The organism is Paenibacillus mesotrionivorans (assembly GCF_046098205.1).
GTDB lineage: Bacteria > Bacillota > Bacilli > Paenibacillales > NBRC-103111 > Paenibacillus_AR > Paenibacillus_AR mesotrionivorans.
This window is the reverse complement of the sequence record NZ_JBJURJ010000002.1, coordinates 199,968-221,526: the sequence shown is the minus strand read 5'-3', so window position 1 is coordinate 221,526 and position 21,559 is coordinate 199,968. Positions and strand designations below refer to the sequence as shown.

At 55.3% G+C, this 21,559-nt stretch carries 22 protein-coding genes and 1 other annotated feature; of the genes, 15 read left to right on the top strand and 7 right to left on the bottom strand.

The features are described from left to right. The first annotated feature begins 46 nt into the window (after positions 1 to 46). On the top strand, positions 47 to 838 hold the full coding sequence (locus ACI1P1_RS03415; RefSeq protein WP_416214958.1) for a helix-turn-helix domain-containing protein: 792 nt from the start codon (positions 47 to 49) through the stop codon (positions 836 to 838). Between the two features lie 110 nt (positions 839 to 948). Here ACI1P1_RS03415 and ACI1P1_RS03410 read toward each other — a convergent pair whose 3' ends face one another. The 5 genes from ACI1P1_RS03410 to ACI1P1_RS03390 all read right to left on the bottom strand — a co-directional run bounded on the left by ACI1P1_RS03410 (position 949) and on the right by ACI1P1_RS03390 (position 6,201). Beyond that, positions 949 to 2,910 (bottom strand): LTA synthase family protein, encoded by a 1,962-nt coding sequence (locus tag ACI1P1_RS03410; RefSeq protein ID WP_416214957.1) that lies wholly within the window; start codon positions 2,908 to 2,910, stop codon positions 949 to 951. A gap of 217 nt (positions 2,911 to 3,127) precedes the next feature. Then, positions 3,128 to 4,387: an MFS transporter gene (locus ACI1P1_RS03405; RefSeq protein ID WP_416214956.1), complete on the bottom strand. Its 1,260-nt coding sequence runs from the start codon at positions 4,385 to 4,387 to the stop codon at positions 3,128 to 3,130. A gap of 85 nt (positions 4,388 to 4,472) precedes the next feature. Continuing rightward, positions 4,473 to 5,261 (bottom strand): archaetidylserine decarboxylase, encoded by a 789-nt coding sequence (asd, locus tag ACI1P1_RS03400; protein ID WP_416214955.1) that lies wholly within the window; start codon positions 5,259 to 5,261, stop codon positions 4,473 to 4,475. Positions 5,262 to 5,354: 93 nt separating this feature from the next. Further along, complete coding sequence (locus ACI1P1_RS03395) at positions 5,355 to 5,471, bottom strand: HAD hydrolase family protein (protein WP_416215174.1); 117 nt, start codon at positions 5,469 to 5,471, stop codon at positions 5,355 to 5,357. Next, positions 5,452 to 6,201 carry an HD domain-containing protein gene (locus ACI1P1_RS03390; protein WP_416214954.1) on the bottom strand — a complete coding sequence of 250 codons (750 nt, stop codon included), beginning with the start codon at positions 6,199 to 6,201 and terminating at the stop codon, positions 5,452 to 5,454. The genes ACI1P1_RS03395 and ACI1P1_RS03390 overlap by 20 nt, the downstream gene beginning before the upstream one ends. Positions 6,202 to 6,371: 170 nt before the next feature. Between ACI1P1_RS03390 and ACI1P1_RS03385 the strand changes: the two genes are divergently transcribed. The 7 genes from ACI1P1_RS03385 to ACI1P1_RS03355 all read left to right on the top strand — a co-directional run bounded on the left by ACI1P1_RS03385 (position 6,372) and on the right by ACI1P1_RS03355 (position 12,355). After that, on the top strand, positions 6,372 to 7,364 hold the full coding sequence (locus tag ACI1P1_RS03385; protein ID WP_416214953.1) for an amidohydrolase family protein: 993 nt from the start codon (positions 6,372 to 6,374) through the stop codon (positions 7,362 to 7,364). Between the two features lie 77 nt (positions 7,365 to 7,441). After that, positions 7,442 to 7,524 (top strand) — a sequence feature (ribosomal protein L21 leader region). 12 nt (positions 7,525 to 7,536) lie between these two features. Next, positions 7,537 to 7,848 carry a 50S ribosomal protein L21 gene (gene rplU, locus ACI1P1_RS03380; protein ID WP_416214952.1) on the top strand — a complete coding sequence of 104 codons (312 nt, stop codon included), beginning with the start codon at positions 7,537 to 7,539 and terminating at the stop codon, positions 7,846 to 7,848. A gap of 21 nt (positions 7,849 to 7,869) precedes the next feature. Next, the gene (locus ACI1P1_RS03375; RefSeq protein WP_416214951.1) at positions 7,870 to 8,220 is read left to right on the top strand and encodes a ribosomal-processing cysteine protease Prp; all 351 of its coding nucleotides are present in this window, start codon (positions 7,870 to 7,872) and stop codon (positions 8,218 to 8,220) included. Positions 8,221 to 8,226: 6 nt separating this feature from the next. After that, positions 8,227 to 8,538 carry a 50S ribosomal protein L27 gene (rpmA, locus tag ACI1P1_RS03370; RefSeq protein WP_416214950.1) on the top strand — a complete coding sequence of 104 codons (312 nt, stop codon included), beginning with the start codon at positions 8,227 to 8,229 and terminating at the stop codon, positions 8,536 to 8,538. A gap of 179 nt (positions 8,539 to 8,717) precedes the next feature. Next, positions 8,718 to 9,443: a Spo0B domain-containing protein gene (locus ACI1P1_RS03365; protein ID WP_416214949.1), complete on the top strand. Its 726-nt coding sequence runs from the start codon at positions 8,718 to 8,720 to the stop codon at positions 9,441 to 9,443. 59 nt (positions 9,444 to 9,502) lie between these two features. Then, positions 9,503 to 10,813, top strand: coding sequence for a GTPase ObgE (gene obgE / locus ACI1P1_RS03360; RefSeq protein WP_416214948.1), 1,311 nt, complete (start codon positions 9,503 to 9,505; stop codon positions 10,811 to 10,813). A 474-nt stretch (positions 10,814 to 11,287) separates the two neighbouring features. Continuing rightward, entirely contained in the window at positions 11,288 to 12,355 is a 1,068-nt protein-coding gene (locus ACI1P1_RS03355; protein WP_416214947.1) for an anthranilate phosphoribosyltransferase, read from the top strand. An 11-nt stretch (positions 12,356 to 12,366) separates the two neighbouring features. Here the strand turns inward: ACI1P1_RS03355 and ACI1P1_RS03350 are convergent, their stop codons facing one another. Then, positions 12,367 to 12,891 carry an NUDIX domain-containing protein gene (locus ACI1P1_RS03350; RefSeq protein ID WP_416214946.1) on the bottom strand — a complete coding sequence of 175 codons (525 nt, stop codon included), beginning with the start codon at positions 12,889 to 12,891 and terminating at the stop codon, positions 12,367 to 12,369. A 281-nt stretch (positions 12,892 to 13,172) separates the two neighbouring features. On the opposite strand from ACI1P1_RS03350, the gene ACI1P1_RS03345 reads away from it, so the two are divergent. The 7 genes from ACI1P1_RS03345 (at position 13,173) to ACI1P1_RS03315 (ending at position 20,651) form a co-directional block, all read left to right on the top strand. Next, a complete protein-coding gene (locus ACI1P1_RS03345; protein WP_416214945.1) occupies positions 13,173 to 13,625 on the top strand; it encodes an ACT domain-containing protein in 453 nt (150 codons plus the stop codon). A 57-nt stretch (positions 13,626 to 13,682) separates the two neighbouring features. Further along, on the top strand, positions 13,683 to 14,966 hold the full coding sequence (locus tag ACI1P1_RS03340; protein ID WP_416214944.1) for a homoserine dehydrogenase: 1,284 nt from the start codon (positions 13,683 to 13,685) through the stop codon (positions 14,964 to 14,966). Between the two features lie 13 nt (positions 14,967 to 14,979). Further along, positions 14,980 to 15,960: a homoserine kinase gene (thrB, locus tag ACI1P1_RS03335; RefSeq protein WP_416214943.1), complete on the top strand. Its 981-nt coding sequence runs from the start codon at positions 14,980 to 14,982 to the stop codon at positions 15,958 to 15,960. Positions 15,961 to 16,013: 53 nt separating this feature from the next. Further along, positions 16,014 to 16,904, top strand: a complete 891-nt coding sequence (pheA, locus tag ACI1P1_RS03330) for a prephenate dehydratase (RefSeq protein WP_416214942.1) — start codon at positions 16,014 to 16,016, stop codon at positions 16,902 to 16,904. After that, on the top strand, positions 16,904 to 17,779 hold the full coding sequence (gene ilvE / locus ACI1P1_RS03325; protein ID WP_416214941.1) for a branched-chain-amino-acid transaminase: 876 nt from the start codon (positions 16,904 to 16,906) through the stop codon (positions 17,777 to 17,779). The genes pheA and ilvE overlap by 1 nt, the downstream gene beginning before the upstream one ends. 265 nt (positions 17,780 to 18,044) lie before the next feature. Next, the gene (locus tag ACI1P1_RS03320; RefSeq protein WP_416214940.1) at positions 18,045 to 19,892 is read left to right on the top strand and encodes a LysM peptidoglycan-binding domain-containing protein; all 1,848 of its coding nucleotides are present in this window, start codon (positions 18,045 to 18,047) and stop codon (positions 19,890 to 19,892) included. A gap of 63 nt (positions 19,893 to 19,955) precedes the next feature. Further along, positions 19,956 to 20,651 (top strand): BofC C-terminal domain-containing protein, encoded by a 696-nt coding sequence (locus tag ACI1P1_RS03315; protein WP_416214939.1) that lies wholly within the window; start codon positions 19,956 to 19,958, stop codon positions 20,649 to 20,651. A gap of 43 nt (positions 20,652 to 20,694) precedes the next feature. Here the strand turns inward: ACI1P1_RS03315 and ACI1P1_RS03310 are convergent, their stop codons facing one another. Then, positions 20,695 to 21,510 (bottom strand): AraC family transcriptional regulator, encoded by an 816-nt coding sequence (locus tag ACI1P1_RS03310; protein ID WP_416214938.1) that lies wholly within the window; start codon positions 21,508 to 21,510, stop codon positions 20,695 to 20,697. Positions 21,511 to 21,559 lie beyond the last annotated feature (49 nt).

Below are 21,559 nucleotides of genomic sequence, written 5' to 3'. Positions count from 1 at the left end.
TACAATAAGCATAAGAACAGGATGTGACGGAAGGAAGCGTAGGCCGATGCTGGAGATTTCGCCGGATGATTTTATTTTGAAGCCCTCTTTTGCCAAAATCCTCTGTGAGCCCGGCTGGAAATGGCACCGCAGGGAGGAAAGGCTGCCCAATTACGATTTATTCTATGTGTGGAGCGGGGAAGGGGAGGTGCACCTGAACGGGGTGCAATACCGGATCAGCCGGGGGAGCTGCTTTCTATTTCGTCCCGGCGATGATACCTATGCGGTGCATAATCCCCAGAAGCCGCTGACCCTTACTTATATTCACTTTGATCTTAACCGGATACCCGAGCTGGTGCCGGAGCCGTACAGGGTCGTCAAGGAAAATGTGGATTTCGAACGTCTGCTTTCCAGTTATGTGCGGCTGTTTCTTGTGGAGAAAACCTTCGGAGCGGAGGTGGAGGCGCGGCTGGTGCTGAAGCAGCTGATGATACATCTGCTCCGGGAGGACCGGGTGGAGGAGCCGGAGGGCGGCGGTGACAGCGTCCAACTGACCGAGGCCATCCACGAGGTGGCCAATTACATCCGTCTTCATGCAGCCCGCCATCACAAGCTGGAGGATCTGGCGGCCCGGGCCAATCTATCCCCCAAGTATTTTTCCACCAAATTCCGGGTGATGATCGGCCAGTCGGTGCAGTCCTACATCATCCGCTCCCGCATCGAGCGGGCGGAGCATCTGCTCCGGTATGCCGGGCTGTCCGTGTCCGAGGTGGCCCATGAGCTGGGGTACCGGGATGTGTTTTTCTTCAGCCGCCAGTTCAAGCATTACACAGGCAAAAGCCCTTCGGAGATGCGGTAGGGTGTGTTGCAAACACGCCCTGAGCAAGAAGCGGCATCGCCCCAAAGAAGCCCGATGGAGAATCCTGCAGACAGGATTTTCTCCATCGGGCTTTTTGGCGAGCCGGCAAACTAACGGAGCGCCGGCTGCTCCGCATCCATAACGTTGTAGGCGGGCAGGGCCAGGCGGCCGAGGAAGTCCTCATCCATTTTGCCCGCCAGATATTGATTGCCGAACAGCATATCGTATTGGAGCAGCCGGTAATCCTCCACCAATGCACTTGCCTCCTCCGGTACGATCCCGGACAGGGTATCACCACTGTCAATGGTCAGATTGCGCAGGAGACCCGGCAGGGATGGATACAGCTCCGCATTCAAGGCGAACTGCCCGACGGGTTCAATCCCCAGCGCCTTCAGCGCAAAGGATCCCAGGAAGGACGAGCTGATGGTGGCAGGCAGCTCCGCCTTCACCGGAACGTTGGTCCAGGTGACCAAGGGGACGGAGCGCATGCTGCGCAGCTCCTCCAAACTCCATTCCTCCGTCAGAGGGGAGCCGATAAAGCCAGTTTGCCGGTAAACATCGTAATCATACCCCAGCATGGGCAGATGGTCGCCGTAGAAGACAATATAGGCTGGCTCTTCCTTTTCCTCAAAATAATCAATCAGCATCTTCAGGCTGGCGTCTGCATCCTTGGCCCCCTGGGTATAGGTGTTGATGATCTGTTTGGCCTCATCCGTCATATCCCCGTCGATGGCAATGTCTGTCTGGCCGTACCGGTCATCGTTGTAAGGCCCGTGGTTCTGCATGGTAACGGCGTAAATAAATACCGGCTCCTCCGACTTCTCCACCTCCCGGATAATGCTGCGGGAGACCTCGCTGTCCGCAATGAAGGCACCCTTGTACTCCGGCTCCGTAAAGTGGCTCAGGCTTTTGAAGCCCTCAAACCCCATCCATTTGTAAACATTGTTCCGGTTCCAGAACCACCCCTCGTAGGAATGGACAGCCAAACTGCGGTAGCCGCGGCTTTCAAAAAAACTGGCCAGGCTGGGGATAGGCTGGCTGATATATTGCTGGTAAGGCACGGAGCCGCTGGGTAAAAAGCTGGTGGAAAACCCCGTCAGCACCTCAAACTCCACGTTGCTGGTGCCTCCGCCGAACTGGGGGGTAAGCATGGTGCTGGCTCCGTAGCGCTCCTGGAGGCGGTGGATGGTGGGCAGCGGATCCTCGCTGAAGGTCACACCCGGCAGCAGTGTTGGGTCCCAGAAGGCCTCGCTCATTACGAAAATCACATGGGGCAGCTTTCCTGCAGGCTCCGCCGTATCTGCTGCAGCTGTGGCCATTCCTCCCCGGGAGGAGGTGAGCTTGGCGGCAATGCTGTCAATGGCCTGCTCCCCGTATCCGGTTGGTTTGGTGATAATGGAATTTTTCACGTTTAAAGTAAAAGCCAAGGCAAAACCGTTGTTGCCGTAGTTCTCCTGCTGGTTCCAGATAATCTGGGCAACACCTGCCTGATTCAGCATCCGGTTGGCCCACGTGCTCTGGAAGGCGAAGGAGACCAACCCCGCCGCAGCTACCAGAACCAGGCCCAGGCGGCCCCACCAGGAGGGAGCAAAACGCCCCAGCTTTACCCGCAGAAGGACCAGGCCCGCCACCACCAGAATGATGACGCCGATCCGGATATATGCGTTGGAGCCGGTTACCAAGGGCGCGATGTTCATTCCCTCCTGGTTTAACAGGATGTCCCAAGGGAAAAAGGGCTCGCCGATGAGCCTGGTCTTGAAGTAGCTGATCAACGATCCCACTGACAATAACAGCGCAGCCGTGGCCATGGCAGGCAGAAGAGAACCGATAACGCCATAACACAGCAGGAGCAGAAAAAAGGTCAGCATGGCATTCAAGAAAAATATGCTGCGGCTTCCTTCCATCCAGGAGCGCACCTCGGTAAAGGAGCCTCTGGTCATCCATTCCATACCCAGGCACAGGGCCAGGGCGGCCAGACCCAGGATTGCCGATATGCAAACGGACTGCCACAGCGTAAGGGGAGGACGTTTGCGGGCAGGAAGCTTGCGGAGGGCAAGCCGGGTTTGTCTCATGATTTCACACCTTTCCTCGTCAAATGGCTTAGGGCAGAAAAAAAGGAGCCTGCGCGTATCGGCAGGCTCCGCTGGACTTGTGACTGAAGGTGTTTCGGCTTCCCCGTGGCCCGGTATACTCCGGCTTAAAGGGTAGCCCCAAGCGCCTGTACCTTTATGGTACCAGCGAGGATTGAACGAATTGTGAATCAAATGTAAAGGAAATGTAAATTCAGTCTTACTCCCCTGACCAGGAACGGACGGTTGTGTCGGCGGGCAGCAGGAACGTCAGCAGTCCCAGCAGCGGGAGCACCGAGCATATTTTCATTACAAAGCTGATGCTGGTAAAGTCGGCCATCGCCCCCAAGGCAACGGAGCCCAATGCCCCCATGCCAAAGGCCAGACCGGTAATCAGACCCGATACGGTTCCGATTTTGCCGGGAACCAGCTCCTGGGCATATACGACAGTCACCGAAAAGCTGGAGAGCAGGATAAAGCCCATCACTGCCAGAAGAGGCAGCGCCCAGAACGTGTTGGCATACGGCAGCAGGAGTGCAAACGGAGCGCTGCCCAGCATGGAAAAAAACAGGATGTTCTTCCGCCCGAAGCGGTCTCCCAGCGGCCCCCCGAAGAAGGTCCCTACAGCTCCGGCGCCCAGGAAAGTGAAGATGTACCATTGGGCGTTGCCGATGCTGGTATTCAGCACATCCCGGAGATAAAACGCGTAATAGTTGGAAATGCAGGCGGAGTACCAGGATCTGGCGAATACCAGCACCACCAGCATGACCACGGCATTGCGGACTTTGCGCTTGCGTTCGGGAGTGAAGACTGTGGCGCTTGATGCTCGGGCGGCCCGCGGGTTGGCGGTGATGTAGGCCTTATACCACTTGGCTACAAACCATTGGACCAATATGGCGGCCCCGGCGACAAAGGTGAAGTAGATGGCGCCGAATTGTTTGGCGGTGACGAAAATCAGCGCGGTCATAATGGGACCAAGAGATTGGCCTGCGTTGCCGCCCACCTGGAAAATGGATTGGGCCAAGCCCCGCTGGCGCGGAGAAGCCGCCATGTTGGCCACCCGGGAGCCCTCGGGGTGGAATACCGCCGAACCCAGGCCGATAAGCACCACAGCCACAATGACCTGCCAATATTGATTGGCGAAGGCCAAAGTCAGCATACCGAAGAAGCTGGCCACCATTCCGGTGGGAAGCAGCCAGGGCGACGGTTTTTTATCGGTATACATACCTACGACGGGCTGGAGAATGGAGGAGGTGACATTCAGTCCGAAGATGACGAAACCCACTTGAAGGTACGTCAGGCTCATGCCCTCCTCCAGAATCGGCAGGATGCTCTGGATCACCGATTGCATGGAGTCATTGAGCAGATGGACCAGACTGATGGCGAATAAAATGCTGTAGATGGTAGCATTATTCCCGGTTGAAGCGGGCCCGGAGCCTTGAGCGGCTCCTCCCTTTAAGTGTGATGCAGGTACGGACACGATTTTCTCTCCTCTCTAATAGGGAAACCGGCCTCGGCCGCATGGGATGCGGGAAGCCGGCTGATTTTTTGACAAGAATAAATGTTTATTTGTTGTGAAGCAGACCCAGGGTTTCCCCCATTTTGACCTTTTTTCCTGTTTGCAGATCCGGCCGGGGAGTGAAGGTGCCGTTCTCGAAGAGGAGCACCACCGTGGAGCCGAATTCGAAATAGGCCAGATCGCAGCCGCGGGTGAGACAATTCGGCAGCGGAGTTGCATATTGAATGCTGCTGACATTCATGGCGCCTACCTTCACCACCGCCAGCTCGCCGTAATCATGGCGGATATAGGTCACCAGGCGTTCGTTGCGGGACAGGACACGCTTCATGTGGACCAGCCCAAAATCGTTCACCGGATATACCTTACCGGGGATATGCTCCTTCTCCAGGATTTTGCCGGCGACCGGAGAATGGATCCGGTGGTAATCGGTAGGGCTTAAGTACAGCACCATAAAGAATCCTTCTGTATAGCTGACAAGCCGGGGCGATTCGTTCAGCAGCTCCTCCAGGGTATAGTCCTGGCCTTTAATCTGAAGAAGCTGTCCCTCCCGGATGGGACCAATGCCGGTGATCAAGGAATCCACGGGACTGACGGCAATATCCGCATCCTTGGCGATGGGTCGCAAGCCGGGCTTCAGCCGCCGCGAGAAGAAATCGTTCAGCGACGCATATTCCCGTACATGCTTCTCCGCATCCTCCACCCGGATTCCGTACGTGCGGGCAAACCAGGGGATCAGCCTGCGGCTAACCCTGGATTTGGCGAAGGAGCCGGTCAGTCGAGAAATAGATTTACGGGAGGAAAGTTCTGTCAGCAATCGAAAAAAACGCTTCGCCATAGGCGCAATTCACCTGTTTCCTTCTGATGTTGGTGCCAATACCATTTATATATACTACCATTCCGCTTTCCATCTGTCACCATCGGGCTTTATTCAGCTTCGGGTCAATTCATGAAGCAGGGATTCCAAAACCAATGCAACGCCGTCCCGGTCATGGGAAACGGTAATCTCTGCTGCAAATTCCTTCAATTCAGGTATAGCGTTGCCCATGGCCACAGTCCAGCACCGCCTTGGCGTTGCGCGGGGAAACCTCCTTGCGGGAGTTGAGCAGGGTGCCGTCCAGATCCAGCACAACAAAAGCCGAGCAGCGGGGCTTTACAGGCAAACGGAGGGCCTGCTCCAGCTCCCCATGGGCCTCGCGCAGCCAGGGATGAATCACGCGCAGCGTATTCCGGCGCTCCCACAGGTAAGAAAGGTAGGCGTACGCCCCGTGTTCCAAGGAACGCTCCAGCTCTGCGTTTAGTCTGTCCAGATACGGCGGCGTTCCTGTTTGGTCCCAGGCAATTTTGTCCGCCACAAACAATATCCGGTCCAAATGGCTTGATCCTGCCCGGAGTGTGGTGTGACATCCAACTGCATCAAGAATTTCTGTGTTGCGGATTCCAAAAATGTCTTCGGCCATAACCCGGGACAGCTTCTGGTGGATGATCATGGGGAATTGCTCTTCCTCGGGAAGCACCTCTACCTGCAGGATCCGCGCAACCTCAACCCGGGTATCTGCGGGAAACACGGCGCTGATGTCATGAAGCCAGCCGGCCGCCTCTGCTGCTTGCGGATCGCCGCCGAAGCGAAGAGCGGTGCTGCGCGCTTCCTCGCCCACCTCCATAGAATGGAGGGCAGTGGCGGGACAGTCGTTGCCGGTAAGAAACGCGCTGACGTCGCTTTTTAAATCGCCGGTCAGCTCTATTCCCTGCAGAAGCTTTTGGAACATTACATGCATGTGGGGGATCACACCTTTCGGAAACTCGGGTGAACAAACTGTTAGGGTGATTATATAGGAAGCGGGTATGTATTCCAATGATCTTTGATACTCATTCCCTGGAACCCTTATCCCATTTTCTGCGTAGTAGTTTATTTCCAACGATTGGATAATGGTTACGGGGGGATACGATGAAGCAGCGGTTTATGGAAGCATTGGAGCAAGAGGACTTGTCAGAGGTCGCGCACATTCCCAAAAGTGATTTGCACAGCCATGCAGGCCGGGGCGGCAATATCCGGTATGTGGCTCAATTGGCCAAGGCTAAGCTTGCGCCGCCGTCCGGGCGGTTTGCTACCCTGGGGGAAATGGGCGATTGGTTTACTATTCATGTGAAATCCTATTGCCCTGGTCTGGAGGGTTATCTCCTTCGTGTTCAGGCTTCGTTTGTACAGGCTGCCGAGGACGGGATCCGGGTCCTGGCGCTAAACTACGGGCTGGATGAAATCCAGTCGTTGGGCGGAGTGGGGCCTTTTATCCGTACAATGAAGGAGATGCACAGCCGCTATGCGCCGGAGGCGGTATTTTTGCCGGAGCTGGCTTTGGACAGGGGCTGCAATCCCGATCAGGTGAAAGCGCGTTTTGAGGAGGCATTAGCAAGCGGCTGGTTCCGCTCTGTGGATATTTGCGGGAATGAACTGGCGCAGTCTGTCCGCTGCTTCAAGGATTTATTCCGGCTGGCCAGGAACTATGGTGTTGTACTGCGGGCCCATACAGGGGAATTCGGGACGGCGGAGGATGTTCTGGAAGCGGTGGAGGAGCTGGAGCTGGACGAGGTGCATCACGGGATTGCAGCGGCTCAGTCGCCGTTGGTGATGCGGCGGCTTGCGGAAGCGGGCGTACGACTCCATGTATGTCCCACCAGCAATATTATGCTGCGCAGGGCGGAGGACTACGGCAGCCATCCCATCCGGCGGCTGTACGATTATGGGGTGAAGGTTACAATCAACACCGATGATCTGCTGATTTTTGACCAGACGGTTTCCCAGGAGTATCTCAATTTGTACCGGTCGGGCTTAATGACGGCGGAGGAGCTGAATGCCATCCGGGAAGAGGGTCTTAAGGTGTATGGGCAAGAAAATGCGTGGGGGCGGCATACATCAGACTCGGCGGGGACGCCCTTATAATGTGATTGCTGCGATTCTGCCAAATACGTCCTTGCTATCATGGGCATAATATGTTATCCTGTTTTGGTATGTTGTAAAACATGCTGCAACCGCACGGGTCGGGTTCCTGAAGCATCGGCCAAGCCGGTCACCTGGACTCACGGCGAGTCTCAACATGAGGAGGTGCAACGAAATGTACGCTGTTATCGAAACAGGCGGTAAGCAATATAAGGTTCAACAAGGCGATGTTATTTACATCGAGAAGGTTGACGCTGCTGAAGGCGACGTGGTCAAGTTTGACCGTGTTCTTCTGCTTTCCAAGGAAGACGGGCTGGTAGTAGGCTCTCCCCTTGTAGCCGGCGCTTCTGTTTCTGCCAAGGTTGAAAAACATGGCAAAGACAAGAAGATCATCGTGTTCAAATATAAGGCCAAGAAAAACTACCGTAAGAAGCAAGGCCACCGTCAGCCTTACACCAAGATCACCATCGAAAGCATCCAGGCTTAATCGGCAGGGGAGCGGCTTTCTATGATTAAGGTGAGGATTGACCGGAACGCGAAGGGAAGCATCGTTTCCTTCACCGTAACGGGCCATGCAGGTTATAATGATCCGGGCAAGGATATTGTTTGCGCCGGAGTATCCGCTGTTACCGTGGGAACCTTGAACGCCATTGAGAAGCTGACGGGCCTTGAGCTTGCCGGCCGGGTGGAGGAAGGGTTTCTGGAGGCTGCCGTACCGGAGCTTGCTCCTGGTGAAACAGCCGAGCGTGTCCAGCTTCTGCTGGAGGCGATGGTGGTGATGATACAGTCCATACAAGAATCCTATGGTGCATTCGTCACCATTCGGGACGGACATACAACCAAATCAAGAAGGAGGTAGACATCCATGTTGAAGCTTAATTTGCAGCTGTTCGCTTCCAAGAAGGGCGTAGGCTCCACCAAGAACGGTCGGGACAGCAAAGCGAAGCGTCTGGGCGCAAAACGTGCTGACGGACAAACAGTTACTGCTGGCAGTATCCTGTTTCGCCAACGCGGCACGAAGATTCATCCTGGCAACAATGTCGGTCTCGGCAAAGACGATACTCTGTTCGCGAAAGTAGAAGGAGTCGTCAAGTTCGAGCGCTGGGGTCGCGACCGTAAGAAGGTCAGCGTCTACCCGGTAGAAGCAGCACCGGTTGCTGCTACAGTTGAAGCTTAAGGACTCGCGACTAAAACTCCGGCAGAATTGACTGCCGGAGTTTTTTTGGTAAGAGGCCTCCGAAAACAAGGGAAGCCGCATCTTGCCGCGGCAGCCGTTACGGTGTGCAGATGCTTTCGAAAGCCGGTTTTTCGCACCTGCGGAAAACGCAAGAGGTCAACGGAAGGCGGGAAAACGGGATGGCACGTGGGAGTGGATTACGGGCCGCGGCGGGCGCAGTCAGCGTTCTGGCGCTGGCGGCTCTTGTTATATGGCCGATGCCCCTTGTCATAAGGGTGATATTGGCAGTCATTGCAGGTGGTTCGGCCTGGGTGCTGGGCGCTGCGGTGGTAGACGGGCACAAGCTCCGGGAGAGGGAAACCATTCTCCGGCTTCTGACCCATTACAGACATGACTGGATGAATGAGCTGCAGGTATTGTTTGGTTATACCCGTCTCAAGAAGTATGATATATTGCCGGAATATATGGATAAAATAAGGACGTCTGCCCTGCAGGACAGCCTGATCTGCAAGCTGGGAAACCCCGCCTTGGCTGTGTATTTGATGGAGCAGCGCGTATCCGGCGGCACCTGCCGCGTGGAGGTTGAGCTGGAGACAGAAATGAATCTGCAGAAGCTGGCTATGTCCGAAAAAGAGGTATTTCAGCTTATTGAAGGTGTTTCCGAACGTCTCATCCGCAACGCCGTTCCATCCCAGGGTGAGCCGTCGGTGCTCAGTCTCGGTTTTGATGAGGAAGAAGCCGAGATTCTGGTGGATTTTGTATTCCAAGGGGAAGCGGATTGGGCCCGGCTCCGTACGGTGGTATCGGACTTTCTGCGCAAATATAAGGATAAGCTGAGCATCAGGGAAGAAGAATATGGGGAAGACCGGGCGGTTATCGCCCTGGCGCTTCCGTTTCCGACATAAATAAACTGTCCGTAAGCACAACGGGCATCATGCATTTTCACAAAAAAGGGTGTGGCTTCATGTTTGTAGATACAGCGAAAGTATTTGTTAAAGGGGGCGACGGCGGAGACGGCATCGTCTCTTACCGGCGGGAGCTCTATGTCCCGAACGGGGGGCCGGCAGGCGGGGACGGCGGAAACGGCGGAGACGTTATTTTCCGTGTGGACGAAGGTTTGCGGACTTTGATGGACTTCCGGTACCAGCGGCATTATAAGGCTCCCAAGGGCGAACGGGGCCAAACCAAAACCCGTCACGGCGCCAGCGCGGAGGATATGATTGTCCGTGTGCCGCCGGGGACTCTCCTGGTGGATGATGACACCAAAGAAGTGATTGCCGATATGACCCGGCACGGTCAGGAAGTGGTGATTGCCAAGGGTGGCAGAGGCGGACGGGGCAATGCCCGGTTTGCTACGGCCAACAACCCGGCTCCTGGTATTGCGGAGAAGGGGGAGGAAGGGCAAGAGCGCTATGTGCTGCTGGAGCTGAAGGTCATGGCGGACGTAGGGCTTGTGGGTTTCCCCAGCGTCGGTAAATCCACCCTTTTGTCCATGGTATCGGCAGCCCAGCCCAAAATCGGCGCTTATCATTTCACCACATTATCACCCAATCTGGGTGTGGTGGATGTGGAGGAAGGCCAAAGCTTCGTTATGGCCGACCTGCCGGGTTTGATCGAAGGCGCACATACCGGAATCGGTCTTGGCCACGAGTTCCTGCGCCATGTGGAACGGACCCGGGTCATTGTCCATGTGGTGGATATGTCCGCCAGCGAAGGTCGCGATCCTTACGAGGATTGGGTGAAGATCAACGACGAGCTTAAGCTTTATAATGTGAAGCTGGAGCGTCGCCCGCAGCTGGTGGTCGCCAATAAAATGGACATCCCCGAAGCGGCGGAGCATCTGGAGATCTTCAAGCGCAAGCTGGAAGAGGAGCATGGGATTACGGAGGTTATTCCGATTTCGGCCGCTTCCCGCCAAGGTGTGCGTGAGCTGATCTACCGGATCACCCAGATGCTGGCCACGGTTCCGGAGGAGCTGGATGAGGAGAAGGAAGAAAATCCGGTTCAGGAACGGGTGGTATATACCTTCACCAAGCAGAAGGACCCCAACGACTTCAGCATCGAAGTGGACGAGGATGGCGTGTTTGTCGTGGAGAGCAATAACATCGAAACGATGATGCGCCGTTTCAACTTCGCTTCTGACGATACGGTGCTCCGTTTTGCCCGGACGCTGCGGAAGATGGGTGTGGACCAGGCCTTGCGTGACCGCGGAGCCAAGGACGGGGACACGGTCCGGATCGGCAAGTTTGAATTTGAGTTCAGCGAAAAGGGCTGAGGCTTAAGGCAGTGTTGCCTGCGGCACAGCCATGGAAGACCTCCGGGCAGGATAACCGGGGGTCTTTTTGTTAATCCCGGAAGAAGACGTGGCCGGAGCGACTGCGAATATTGCTCCCGGGTGCGGGGGAAACCATTCGTCTTTTTCTCCAGCTTTTCCTCAAAAGCAGGATAAACGCCCAAAAAGAATGGCGGAACATCAACAATCCGAGGAAGAACGTTGAACTTTCTGTGACATCGTTGTATATTTGAAGTGTAAGGAATACTCACATATAATAAAGAGTATATGAATGAATATCTGAAATTCGTAATTTAATCTCTTCTATCATGTCATATATATGGATAATATTAGAAATAATCTTACGGATTAGAGGCTCGGAGGGAGATGTTCATGTCCGGTCCATGAAGGTTTCTCGGTATGGATGGTCGGACGGGTATCCGTCCCCGTGAATGTCCGGTTAAAGGAGGCTACAAAATGAAACAGTGGATAAAAGCGGTGGGCACCACCAAGAAGGAAGCCCGGAACCTCACCTATGACGAGGCTGTTGCCGCCGCTCATGCCATTGCACGGGGAGAATCCACAGAGGCGCAAACGGCTGCGTTTCTGACGGCTGTGCGGATGAAGGGGGAGACGACCGAGGAGGTGACTGCGTTTGTGGATGTGTTCCGGAGGTATTCGCTTCCATACGCCTCCTTCTCTGAGTCCCTCAACTGCGCAGGTGCTTATGCGCCCCGTCAAATTCTGCCGGTTACTCTGCCGGTAAGTCTTCTGATGGCATCTGTCGGCTTCGCCCAGGTGCTGCACGGCAGCGGGGGAGCGGTTACCGGACATGGAGCCACACTGGGCGGTTTGCTGCAGGGGCTGGGGATACAGACGGATTTGGCGGCCAGCGATTGGGAAGCCGTTTTTGCCGCTGTGAAGATCGGTTATATCCGAACCGACAGAATGTGCCCGGCGCTAGGCGGCATCAGGCGGTTCCAGGAGGAGGTGGGGCTGGACACCTTCATGGGCCAGGTGGAGCGGATTCTCAATCCGGTCCATTCCCACCAGATGCTCATCGGCGCAGGGCAACGGTTTTCCGTGGAAAGCCTGGTGGAGATTCTACCCAAGGCAGGCATCAAAAAAGCTTTTATCGTGCAGGGAATGGAAGGTTCGGAGGATCTCTCCATCGCCAAAAGCTCCACGATCCGGATTATTTCCGCTGATACGGATGAAACGGCTATTCTGGAGCCGTCCACCTTCGGCTTCTCCGGATATGTGCTGGAGCCGGCTTCTCCCGGACGCCAGCTGGAGCTGCTGGAGCGGCTCATCCAGGGGGATGATGCGCCGGAGATAATGAACGAGCGGGAGCATGTCATTTATAATGCGGGCTTGCGGCTGTACTGGAATGAGAAGGTTTCCACCTACGAGGAGGGCTTCCAGCTGGCCCGGGAGCTGTATGCCCGCAAGGAAGCTTGGAAAGTCCTGAAAAAGTGGCGGGACCTGGCCGCTGGTTACACGCCGGAGAGTTCCCGGTCGAAGAATGAGGCGGCAGGCGCGTGAACAACGGAGGTTTACAGCAAAAGAGGGTCATGAAGCGGCACCCAGATCATGTTGGGCTTATGCCCGCCGTCTGCGTCCTCGGTTTGCCCCGACAAGGTGGCGGTTCCCGCCCACAGTCCCCCGGCTGCGCCAAATTGCAGGTAATGCTCCAAGAGGCTCCGATACACATAGGGGATATCCCGGTTCAGAATTTCATCCCGGGGGATCCAATGCAGCTCTCCCTCATCCGTGCGGGAGAGCTTATCTGTTTTGGCGCGGCCTGCGAACACGAACTGCTGCCGCAGATCGGTGCCGCTGAGCCGGGTGACGATATACCGCAGCTCCAGACCCTCAATATCTTCAGACAGAAGTCCCGTTTCCTCCTCTACCTCCCGCAAACAGGCAGCAAGGGGGGCCGCCATCTCGTATGGCTCCAGATGCCCTCCTATACCAGCCCATTGTCCCGGAGACAAGGTACGGTTGGGGGAACGCTTCATCATCAAGAGCCTGTCTTCATGGAACAGCATGGCTACGGCAATCAATCTCAGGGAATACATATCTGACCTCTCCTTAGGTGTAGTTTCTGACATCCGGCATGGCTACATTGTAACAGCGGTCCGCTGTCTTTGCCATCACTCCAACTGTTCTGTGTGTTCTGTTTACTGCCTTGCTTGTCCTCAATTTTCTTTGTATGATAACGTGGGAGATGCCATAACATGACAGCCCGTTTGTCATAAAAAGTACAATTATTGCGGGGCCTATTGCCGGATTCAATACCTTCCGGTATAATGTCCACAATACGAAAACAAAAGTCTCTTTGGAGAGGACGAAATCCGGAATGTCGGAAACGAAAATCAATGATCGCTACTACTTGGTACGCCAAGACATTTTGCCGGAAGCGCTGGTCAAGACCATGCAAGTTAAGGAAATGCTGGCGCAGGGCCAGGCCAGAACCATTCATGAAGCCGTGGATAAGGCAGGGCTTTCCCGCAGCGCTTTCTATAAATACAAGGACGGCATTTTTCCTCTGAGCAAGCTGGAGCGGGAACGGATTGTGACCATCTCCATGGATTTGGAGAACCGTTCGGGCATCCTGTCCAAGGTGCTGGGGCTGATTGCCGGCCTGGAGGGCAATGTACTGACCATTCACCAATCCATCCCTCTTCAGGGAATGGCCAATGTAGTCATTTCCGTGGATACTTCCCTGATGGGTGAGCAGTTTGTCACCTTTATTGAAACACTGCGCGGCCATGACGGGGTGAAGCGAGTGTCCATTGTCGGACAGGGTTAGGCCATAACGGAGCGTCTGCGCCTTACAATAGAAAGAGAGAGAACAGGAGGAATCACTGTGACCATCAAAGTGGGTTTGCTCGGCCTGGGTACGGTAGGGACCGGGGTTGTGCGAATCGTAGAGGGACATCAGGAGGACCTGCAAAGACAGACGGGTCTGGGAATCCATATTGAGAAGGTGCTGGTTCAGGATGTATCCAAAGCCCGGCCTGTTGCTTTTGGGGACGGGGTATTAACCGACAAACCTGCGGACATTATTGCCAATCCCGATATAGATGTGGTCATTGAGGTGATGGGCGGTATCGAACCCGCCAAAAGCTATGTGCTGGAGGCAATTTCCCGGGGCAAGCATATTGTCACCGCCAACAAGGACCTGATGGCTCTGCACGGGGAGGAAATCATGACCGAAGCCGCAGCCCATGGCTGCGATGTTTTCTATGAAGCCAGTGTAGCCGGCGGCATTCCCATTATCCGGACGCTGACGGAGAGTTTTTCCTCTGACCGGATCACCAAGGTGATGGGAATCGTGAACGGCACCACCAACTATATTTTGACCAAAATGAGCAAAAAAGGCGCCGCCTATGAGGATGTGCTGAGGGAAGCCCAGCAGTTGGGTTATGCCGAAGCCAATCCCAGCTCGGATGTGGACGGCCTGGATGCTGCCCGCAAGATGACCATTCTGGCTACCTTGGCCTTCCGTACCAATGTAGATTTGACCGATGTGAAGGTGGAGGGCATCCGCAAGGTGAGCAAGGAGGACATTGCCTACGGCAAACGGCTGGGCTACGAAATCAAGCTGCTGGGCATCGCCGAATGCCAACAGGACGAAATCAGCGTCAGCGTGCAGCCCACCATGGTGAAAACCACCCACCCGCTGGCCTCCGTCAACGGTGTGTTCAACGCCGTATATGTGTATGGGGAATCGGTGGGGGAAACCATGTTTTACGGACCAGGTGCAGGCGAGCTGCCTACGGCGACATCCATCGTGTCTGACCTGGTGAATGTGGTGAAGAACCTGCGTATGGGCGTTAACGGCCGGACGGCTACCTTGGCTTACAAGGAAAAGAAGCTGAGGCCGGACTCCCAAATCTGCTCGAAATTTTATATTCTTTTGCACGTAGCAGATAAGGCAGGGGTTCTGGCCCGGATTACCCAGGTGTTCGCCGACAATGAGGTCAGTCTGGAGTCCGTGAACCAGCAGCCCAATCCTGTTAACCCCATGGCTGAAATTATCATCATTACCCACACCGCCAACCAGGCGGCCATGAACCAGGTGCTGGACGCCTTCAACAAGCTGGATGTGGTGCAGGAAATCAAAAGCGTCTACCGTGTGGAAGGCTAAAGGAGAAACGAACATGTCGAAGCATATCGAAGGAGTCCGGGTCCGGGTTCCGGCCAGCACGGCCAATCTGGGACCGGGCTTCGATTCTCTTGGCCTGGCACTTTCCTTATATACCTGGATTGAAATGCGTGCTGCCAAGGATCGGACGGAGTTTCATTATTATGGGGAGCAGTTGGCGGATAAAGGGCTGCCCACGGACAAAACCAATCTGGTGTACAAGGTGGCCCAGCAGGTGTTCCGCAAAGCGGGTGTGAATGTACCGGAGCTAGAGGTTTCCATGTACAGCGACGTTCCCTTGACCCGGGGGCTGGGGAGCAGCGCTTCTACGATTGTAGGTGCTCTGACAGCGGCCAACGCCTTGATCGGCTCACCCTTGTCAACTGATGATTTGTTCCAGATGGCCAGCGCCATGGAGAAGCATCCGGACAATGTGGGGGCTTCTCTTTTTGGAGGGTTAGCCGTAGCCTTCTGGGACGGGGAACGGGCGGAATGCATCAAGGTGGAGCCCCACCCGCGGCTGGAGGCCCTGGTAGCCATCCCCAGGTTCCAGCTCTCCACGGAAAAGGCCCGGAATGTGCTGCCCAAGGAGCTGTCCATGAAGGACGCCGTATTCAATGTAGGCCATTCCAATGTGCTGGTGGCGGCCTTGTGCACAGGCCGGCTGGAGATGATCCGCCACGCCATGCAGGATGCGCTTCACCAACCCTACCGTGCCTCACTGGTGCCGGGCATGGCGGAGATTCTCCGGGATGCCCCCGAGCATGGAGCGTTGGGGATCGCTCTGTCCGGTGCAGGTCCCACGATGTTTGCTTTGGTTGACCGGGAATCGGGCCGCAAGGAGGAGCTGGAGCAGTTCCTGCACAAGAGCTTCGGAGCCGCCGGAATCGAAGCGGATACCCTGTGGCTGATGCCTGACCGCGAAGGCCCGCAGCTCACACTCTTGACACCGGAATCTCCTTCAGGTACATTTATCGAAAACATCAAGGAGCTGTGATGAAATCTAGCGGTGCTTATTTCGCTGCAGTGACGATAAGGAGAGGTTCGGGAGTGAAGCGCATTGGTTATTTAGGCCCTGAGGGGACGGTTTCCCATGAGTCGGCGGCATTATTTTTCCAGGGGGAACAGCATGCCTTCTTCCCGTTTAAGCTGGTGGCGGATATTTTTGCCGCTGCGGTGGACGGCTCCATTGATTATGGAGTTGTTCCCATCGAGAACACCATCGAGGGTTCTGTCCGTATGCATGTGGATTCCCTGGTTCAGGAGGACAGCCCGCCGATCCGGGCGGAGTGGACCTATCCCTCCAGGCAGAATCTCATCGGCCACGGGGACGAGCTGCTGCTGAAGAACGGCGGCGGACCCGATTATGCCCGCATCCGCAAGATCTTCTCCAAGGATGTGGCCATTGCCCAATGCCACCGGTTCCTGAACGCGCATATGCCCGATGTGGAATTCGAATATGTGAACAGCACGGCCCATGGCATCCGTCTGGTGAAGGAGAATCCGGGCAAGGGCTGGGCGGCCATCGGCACAAAGCATGGCAGCCGTATGTATGATCTGGCCCTGTTGGCGGAGAATATTACCGACCATCACAATAACTATACCCGGTTCGTCCTCATCGGCCGGGACAAGCCGGAGCTGCAGCCTTCGGACAACTGGAAAACCACCATTCTGGTGACCCTGCCGGAGGATTTTCCCGGTGCTCTGCATCAGGTGCTGTCCGCCTTTGCCTGGCGCCGGATCAACCTGACCAAAATTGAATCCCGTCCTACCAAGCTGAAGCTTGGCAGCTATTATTTCTATATCGATGTGGAAGGAACGACGGAATCGGTACTATTGCCTGCCGCTCTGGAGGAAATTGAAGCTCTGGGCTGTATGGTCCGCGTACTGGGCTCCTATCCCAGCTATCCCTACGAAATTCTGAAGGAGGTTCAGGCGTAATGTCGGAGCAATGGATTTATCTCAACGGAGAGTTTGTCACGAAGGAAAATGCCAAGGTTTCCGTGTATGACCACGGATTTTTGTATGGAGACGGGATTTTCGAGGGTATCCGGCTGTATAACGGGAATATCTTTAAACTAAGAGAGCATCTGGACCGTCTGTACGATTCGGCCAAGTCCATCATGCTGGAGATCCCCTTGTCCTATGAGGAGATGCAGGAGGCGGTAGCCGAAACCCTCCGCAAGAATAATCTCAAAAACGGCTATATCCGTTTGGTCGTATCCCGCGGCCCCGGCGATCTGGGTCTTGACCCCCGCCGTTCCCCCAAAGCCAATGTGATTATCATTGCGGAGCAGCTGGCCATTTATCCGGAGGAAGCCTATGTGAACGGTCTGAAGACCATCTCCGTTTCCCCCCGCCGGAATTTGCCGGACGCGTTGAACCCCAAGATCAAATCCTTGAATTATCTGAACAATATTCTGGTGAAAATCCAGTCCAACCTGGCCGGAGTCGGCGAAGCGATTATGCTAAACTCCCAGGGGTATGTAGCAGAGGGCTCGTCAGACAATATTTTTATCATAAAACGCGGCGTTGTGTTTACTCCCCCCTGTTATTGCGGCGCGCTGGAGGGGATTACCCGTCTGGCCATTATCGAGCTGTGCGCCAAACATGGCATTCCGCTGAAGGAAGAGCCCTTCACCCTGCATGATGTGTATGTGGCGGATGAGGTGTTCTTCACCGGCACCGCGGCAGAGGTTATCGCTGTCCGCGAGGTGGATGGACGCACTATCGGCGAAGGCAAGGCCGGCCCTGTCACCACCCGTCTGTTGAAGGAGTTCCGCGGCATCGTGGAGCTTGACGGCTACAAGATCTAGGAGCCTGTCGGTCCCGGACCATTTTTTTCCCAAGCCATGCTTTTCCCGTTATAAGACAAACCCTCCTCACCATATGGTGTATGGAGGGTTTTTTCGCAATTCTGGACAGGGGCTGTCTTAGAAATCCGGAAGAGTTTTTAGATAGTCCCTAAATGGGGGATGTCATTCGCCTAGAGGCTGCATATGATGAAGGGAGTTATTGGAGAGCGGGTATGTGCAATCCAATGCGGTAAAACCGCAAATTTATGTACGGGAGGTTATCCGATTGAAGATTCATATTGTCAAGCAAGGAGATACTCTGTTCGAAATAGCCAAGAAGTACGGCGTCAGCCTGGAGCAGCTGAAGGCAGCCAACCCCCAGATTGCTGATCCGGATCAGATAGCGGTGGGGCAAAAGGTGAAAATTCCCGCAGCTTCCGGTTCTGCCCCTACGCCGCCGGTCGAGTACAAGCACAAGCACACCGTGGCCCAGGGCGACACCTTGTGGAAGATCTCCAAGGCATGGGAGGTGCCGCTGCAGGCGCTGATTAATGCCAATCCCCACCTGAAAAACCCCAGTGTGCTGCTGTCGGGGGATACGGTTTACATTCCCAAGGATTCCGGCAGCGGATTCCAGGGAGGGCATGCCGGCTGGTCCGCCTCCATCGGCAAAAAAGCCGCTACCTCCCCCAAAGCGGAGCTGCTGAAGCCGAAGGCAACGGAGCAAAAGCCGGTGGTGGAAGCGCCGCAGCCTGCCCCTGCACCGCCGGTGGTGGAGAAGCCGGTAGAAAAGCCGGTGGAAAAGCCCATCGAAAAGCCTGTCGAGAAGCCGGTCGAAAAGCCCGTGGAAAAGCCGGTTGAAAAGCCCGTGGAAAAGCCAGTGGAAAAGGCTGCCGAGAAGGTGGCCGAAAAAGTAGCGGAGAAGGTTGCAGAAAAAGCAGTGGAGAAGGCTGCGGAAAAACCCGCATTCCCCAATGCCATATCTCCCGTAACGGAGAAGTCTTCTACGCCCCAATTCCAGTCGCCGTATACCATCGGTAATGTGGCGCCCGAGAATGTGCTTCCCCTGGCGGCCCAGAAGCCGGAGCAGCCTGCCGTGAACCAGCCCATTTCCAGCAACGTAAATCCGTTTATGCCGGTGGTGGAAGCGGCACAAACGGCCAAACATGCACCGTGTCCGCCTTGGCCGGAGCAGCCGTACGGAGGTTACCCGATGCCGCCGCTGCCTGTTTTCCCCCAAGCAACGGCAGGCGCCCAGGATCTGCAGCATCCCTTCTGGCAGATGCCTGTTCCTGCGGTAGAGGCTATGGCTATGTATCCTCCCGGACAGGAGCCTTGCGATCCGACTGCCGATTGGGCCAATCAGCCGTATCCGGGGCTGGGCAACAATGCGCCACCTGCCGTATCGCCGCTGGCGCAAACACTGCCCTGGGGCCAGGATGACTGCGGCTGCGGAGGGGGCACCATCCCCGGATTGCCCTACGCCATTCAGGACCCGGCAGCCGGACCGGACTGGGGCCCGTCAGTCCAGCCTTGGGGGAACCCCGGGGCGGTATCCCCGTGGGCAAGTGTCGGAGTACCCGGCCCTGTATGGCCCGAATTCCCGGCGGCACAGGGGCCGTGGGGCATGCAGCCGATGGCCGGTTATGGATGGCCGCAGCAGCCTTGCCCTGAGCCAGTGAATCCGTGGGCGATGCAGCCGTATGGGTGGCAGCAGCCCTGTCCGGAGCCGGTAAACCCGTGGGCCGTACAGCCGGCGGCAGCCAATGCCCCTTGGATGGAGCAGCCGGGCATGAACAATGCCCCGTGGGCCATGCAGCCCGCAGGCTTTTATCCCGGTCATGAAGCAGCCGTCCATTCCCTGCCCACTGTGGCTACTCCTTATGCCAATCCGTATGCTTTTGCCGTTGACAGTGCGTCCAATCTGCCTGTAAATGCTGCCCCCCATACGGAAGCCATTGCCGTGGAGCCGGCAGCTCAAGCGATCAAGGGCGCTCCTGTGGCAGGGCGGACCAAACCAACCCTCAAAAAAACAATTGCCAAAAGACCGCAGCAATCCAAATCCTACGGCAACGCCAAAGCGGCTGCTTCTGATCCCGAACCGAAGGGCAGCCAGCCTTGGATTAATTTCTAAACTTGTATAATTCCCCTCCGGAGTGGGAAAGCTAGAAAAAAACTCCGGAAGAAGGGGAATGAAGTGACTTACTCCAACCTGTACAAACAGTTGAAACGTCGGCTGAAGATGAAAAAGCGCTGGCTGTCGCTGGGAGCCTACCTGCTTTTGGCCGGCTCCGCCGTTACAGTTTTGTGGCTGCATCAGGGGGCGGAGGAGCCAAAGCCGGACCATCAGGCGGCAGCAACTGCATTAAATCCGAAGGATATCAGCATAGAGCAGGAAGCGGAAGCAGTCAGCGCCGGGGTACTGGAAAGCATCAGAAACGGCAAAGGCATGCGGGAAGTGGTCCTCCATAAGCAGTATGTATGCGGAGAGGAAACCGCTGAAAGCATGACCATGACTCCGCAGGAAATTCTAAGCTTCTACAAGGAGCATCCCGGCACCCTAGTGAGTGTGGAGGATAGCGGCCGGGTGCAAATGGTGGAGCCGGTGGAGGATCTGTCGCCCCATTGCCGGGAGAATGCCTACTTCGGCATGGATAAGAACGGCAACCTCAGTTTGTTCGAAGGCATACCTGAGCAGGAAAAGGTCATCCGCACCTTCTTCCAGCTGGATGTCCAGCATATGAAGAGCAGCCTGCCCGGTGATGCGGTCAACCAGCTGTACAGCGGAATCCGCGTATCCGATATGGAGGATTACAACTCGGTGTTGTCCACCTTCAGCGAATATGCTTCTTCGCCCTCCGCGCCTGTAGGGGGCAATGCCCAGGGCCAATAAGACGGCGGGCATGGTTATGTTAATGTACGCAAAAAGGCCCCTGTCAGGGGCCTTTTTGCACTGCCAATTCGGTCATCTTTTTGTCCGACAGAATTTTGGAGGGAGGATATCCCTTAATCCGTTTAAACAGCTTGCTGAAATAGAAGATATCTTCAAAGCCGCATTTGTAGGCTGCATCCTTGACGGAAAATTCACCGCTTAGCAGAATATTCTCCGCATTGCTGATTTTCATTTTATTGATATATTCTTTTACGGAAGAGCCGGTATTTTTTTTGAAAAGGGTTCCGAAATAAGCGGTGGTTACGCCGGACATTCTGGCAAGCTCCTCCACCTCGATAGGATTGTGGAGATTGCCGAGGATATACCGGATGCTTTTCTGGATTCTGCTGTCTATGCTTTGCACGTTCACTTTGTAATGGAAGCGCTTAAAATAATAGTGAAGAATCATCAATAGCAGCGCGCGGGCTTTGATTTCGAACCCCGGACTTTTTTTCAGCCACACCAGTGTCAGCTCATTATATAAAGATAATAGTTCTTCCGAGATGCCGATATGGGAGACCAACGGAAAAGGAAGCTCAACAAAATTCCCGCGAATATCGTACAATTGGAAATTTACAGCAAAACTCTCCATGGGATTGTCCGCATCCGTCGTTGCGCTGCGCCGGCTGCCTTGGGGTATACAAATGAGATCGCCCTGATTGACTTCGTACTGTTCGCCATTCACCTTGTAAAAGGCTCTGCCGCTGGAGAAATAGGATAAATCAATAAAGTTCGTTGTGGCATCCTCGATAATCCAGGTGGGAGTAGAGTGCCTGTTGATGAAATATTCGATTTGCGGATTGATCTCCTTGTAGTCCATAAAAGTCTCCGTTTTCGAAAAAAATACAAAGGACTTATTATCTATCCAT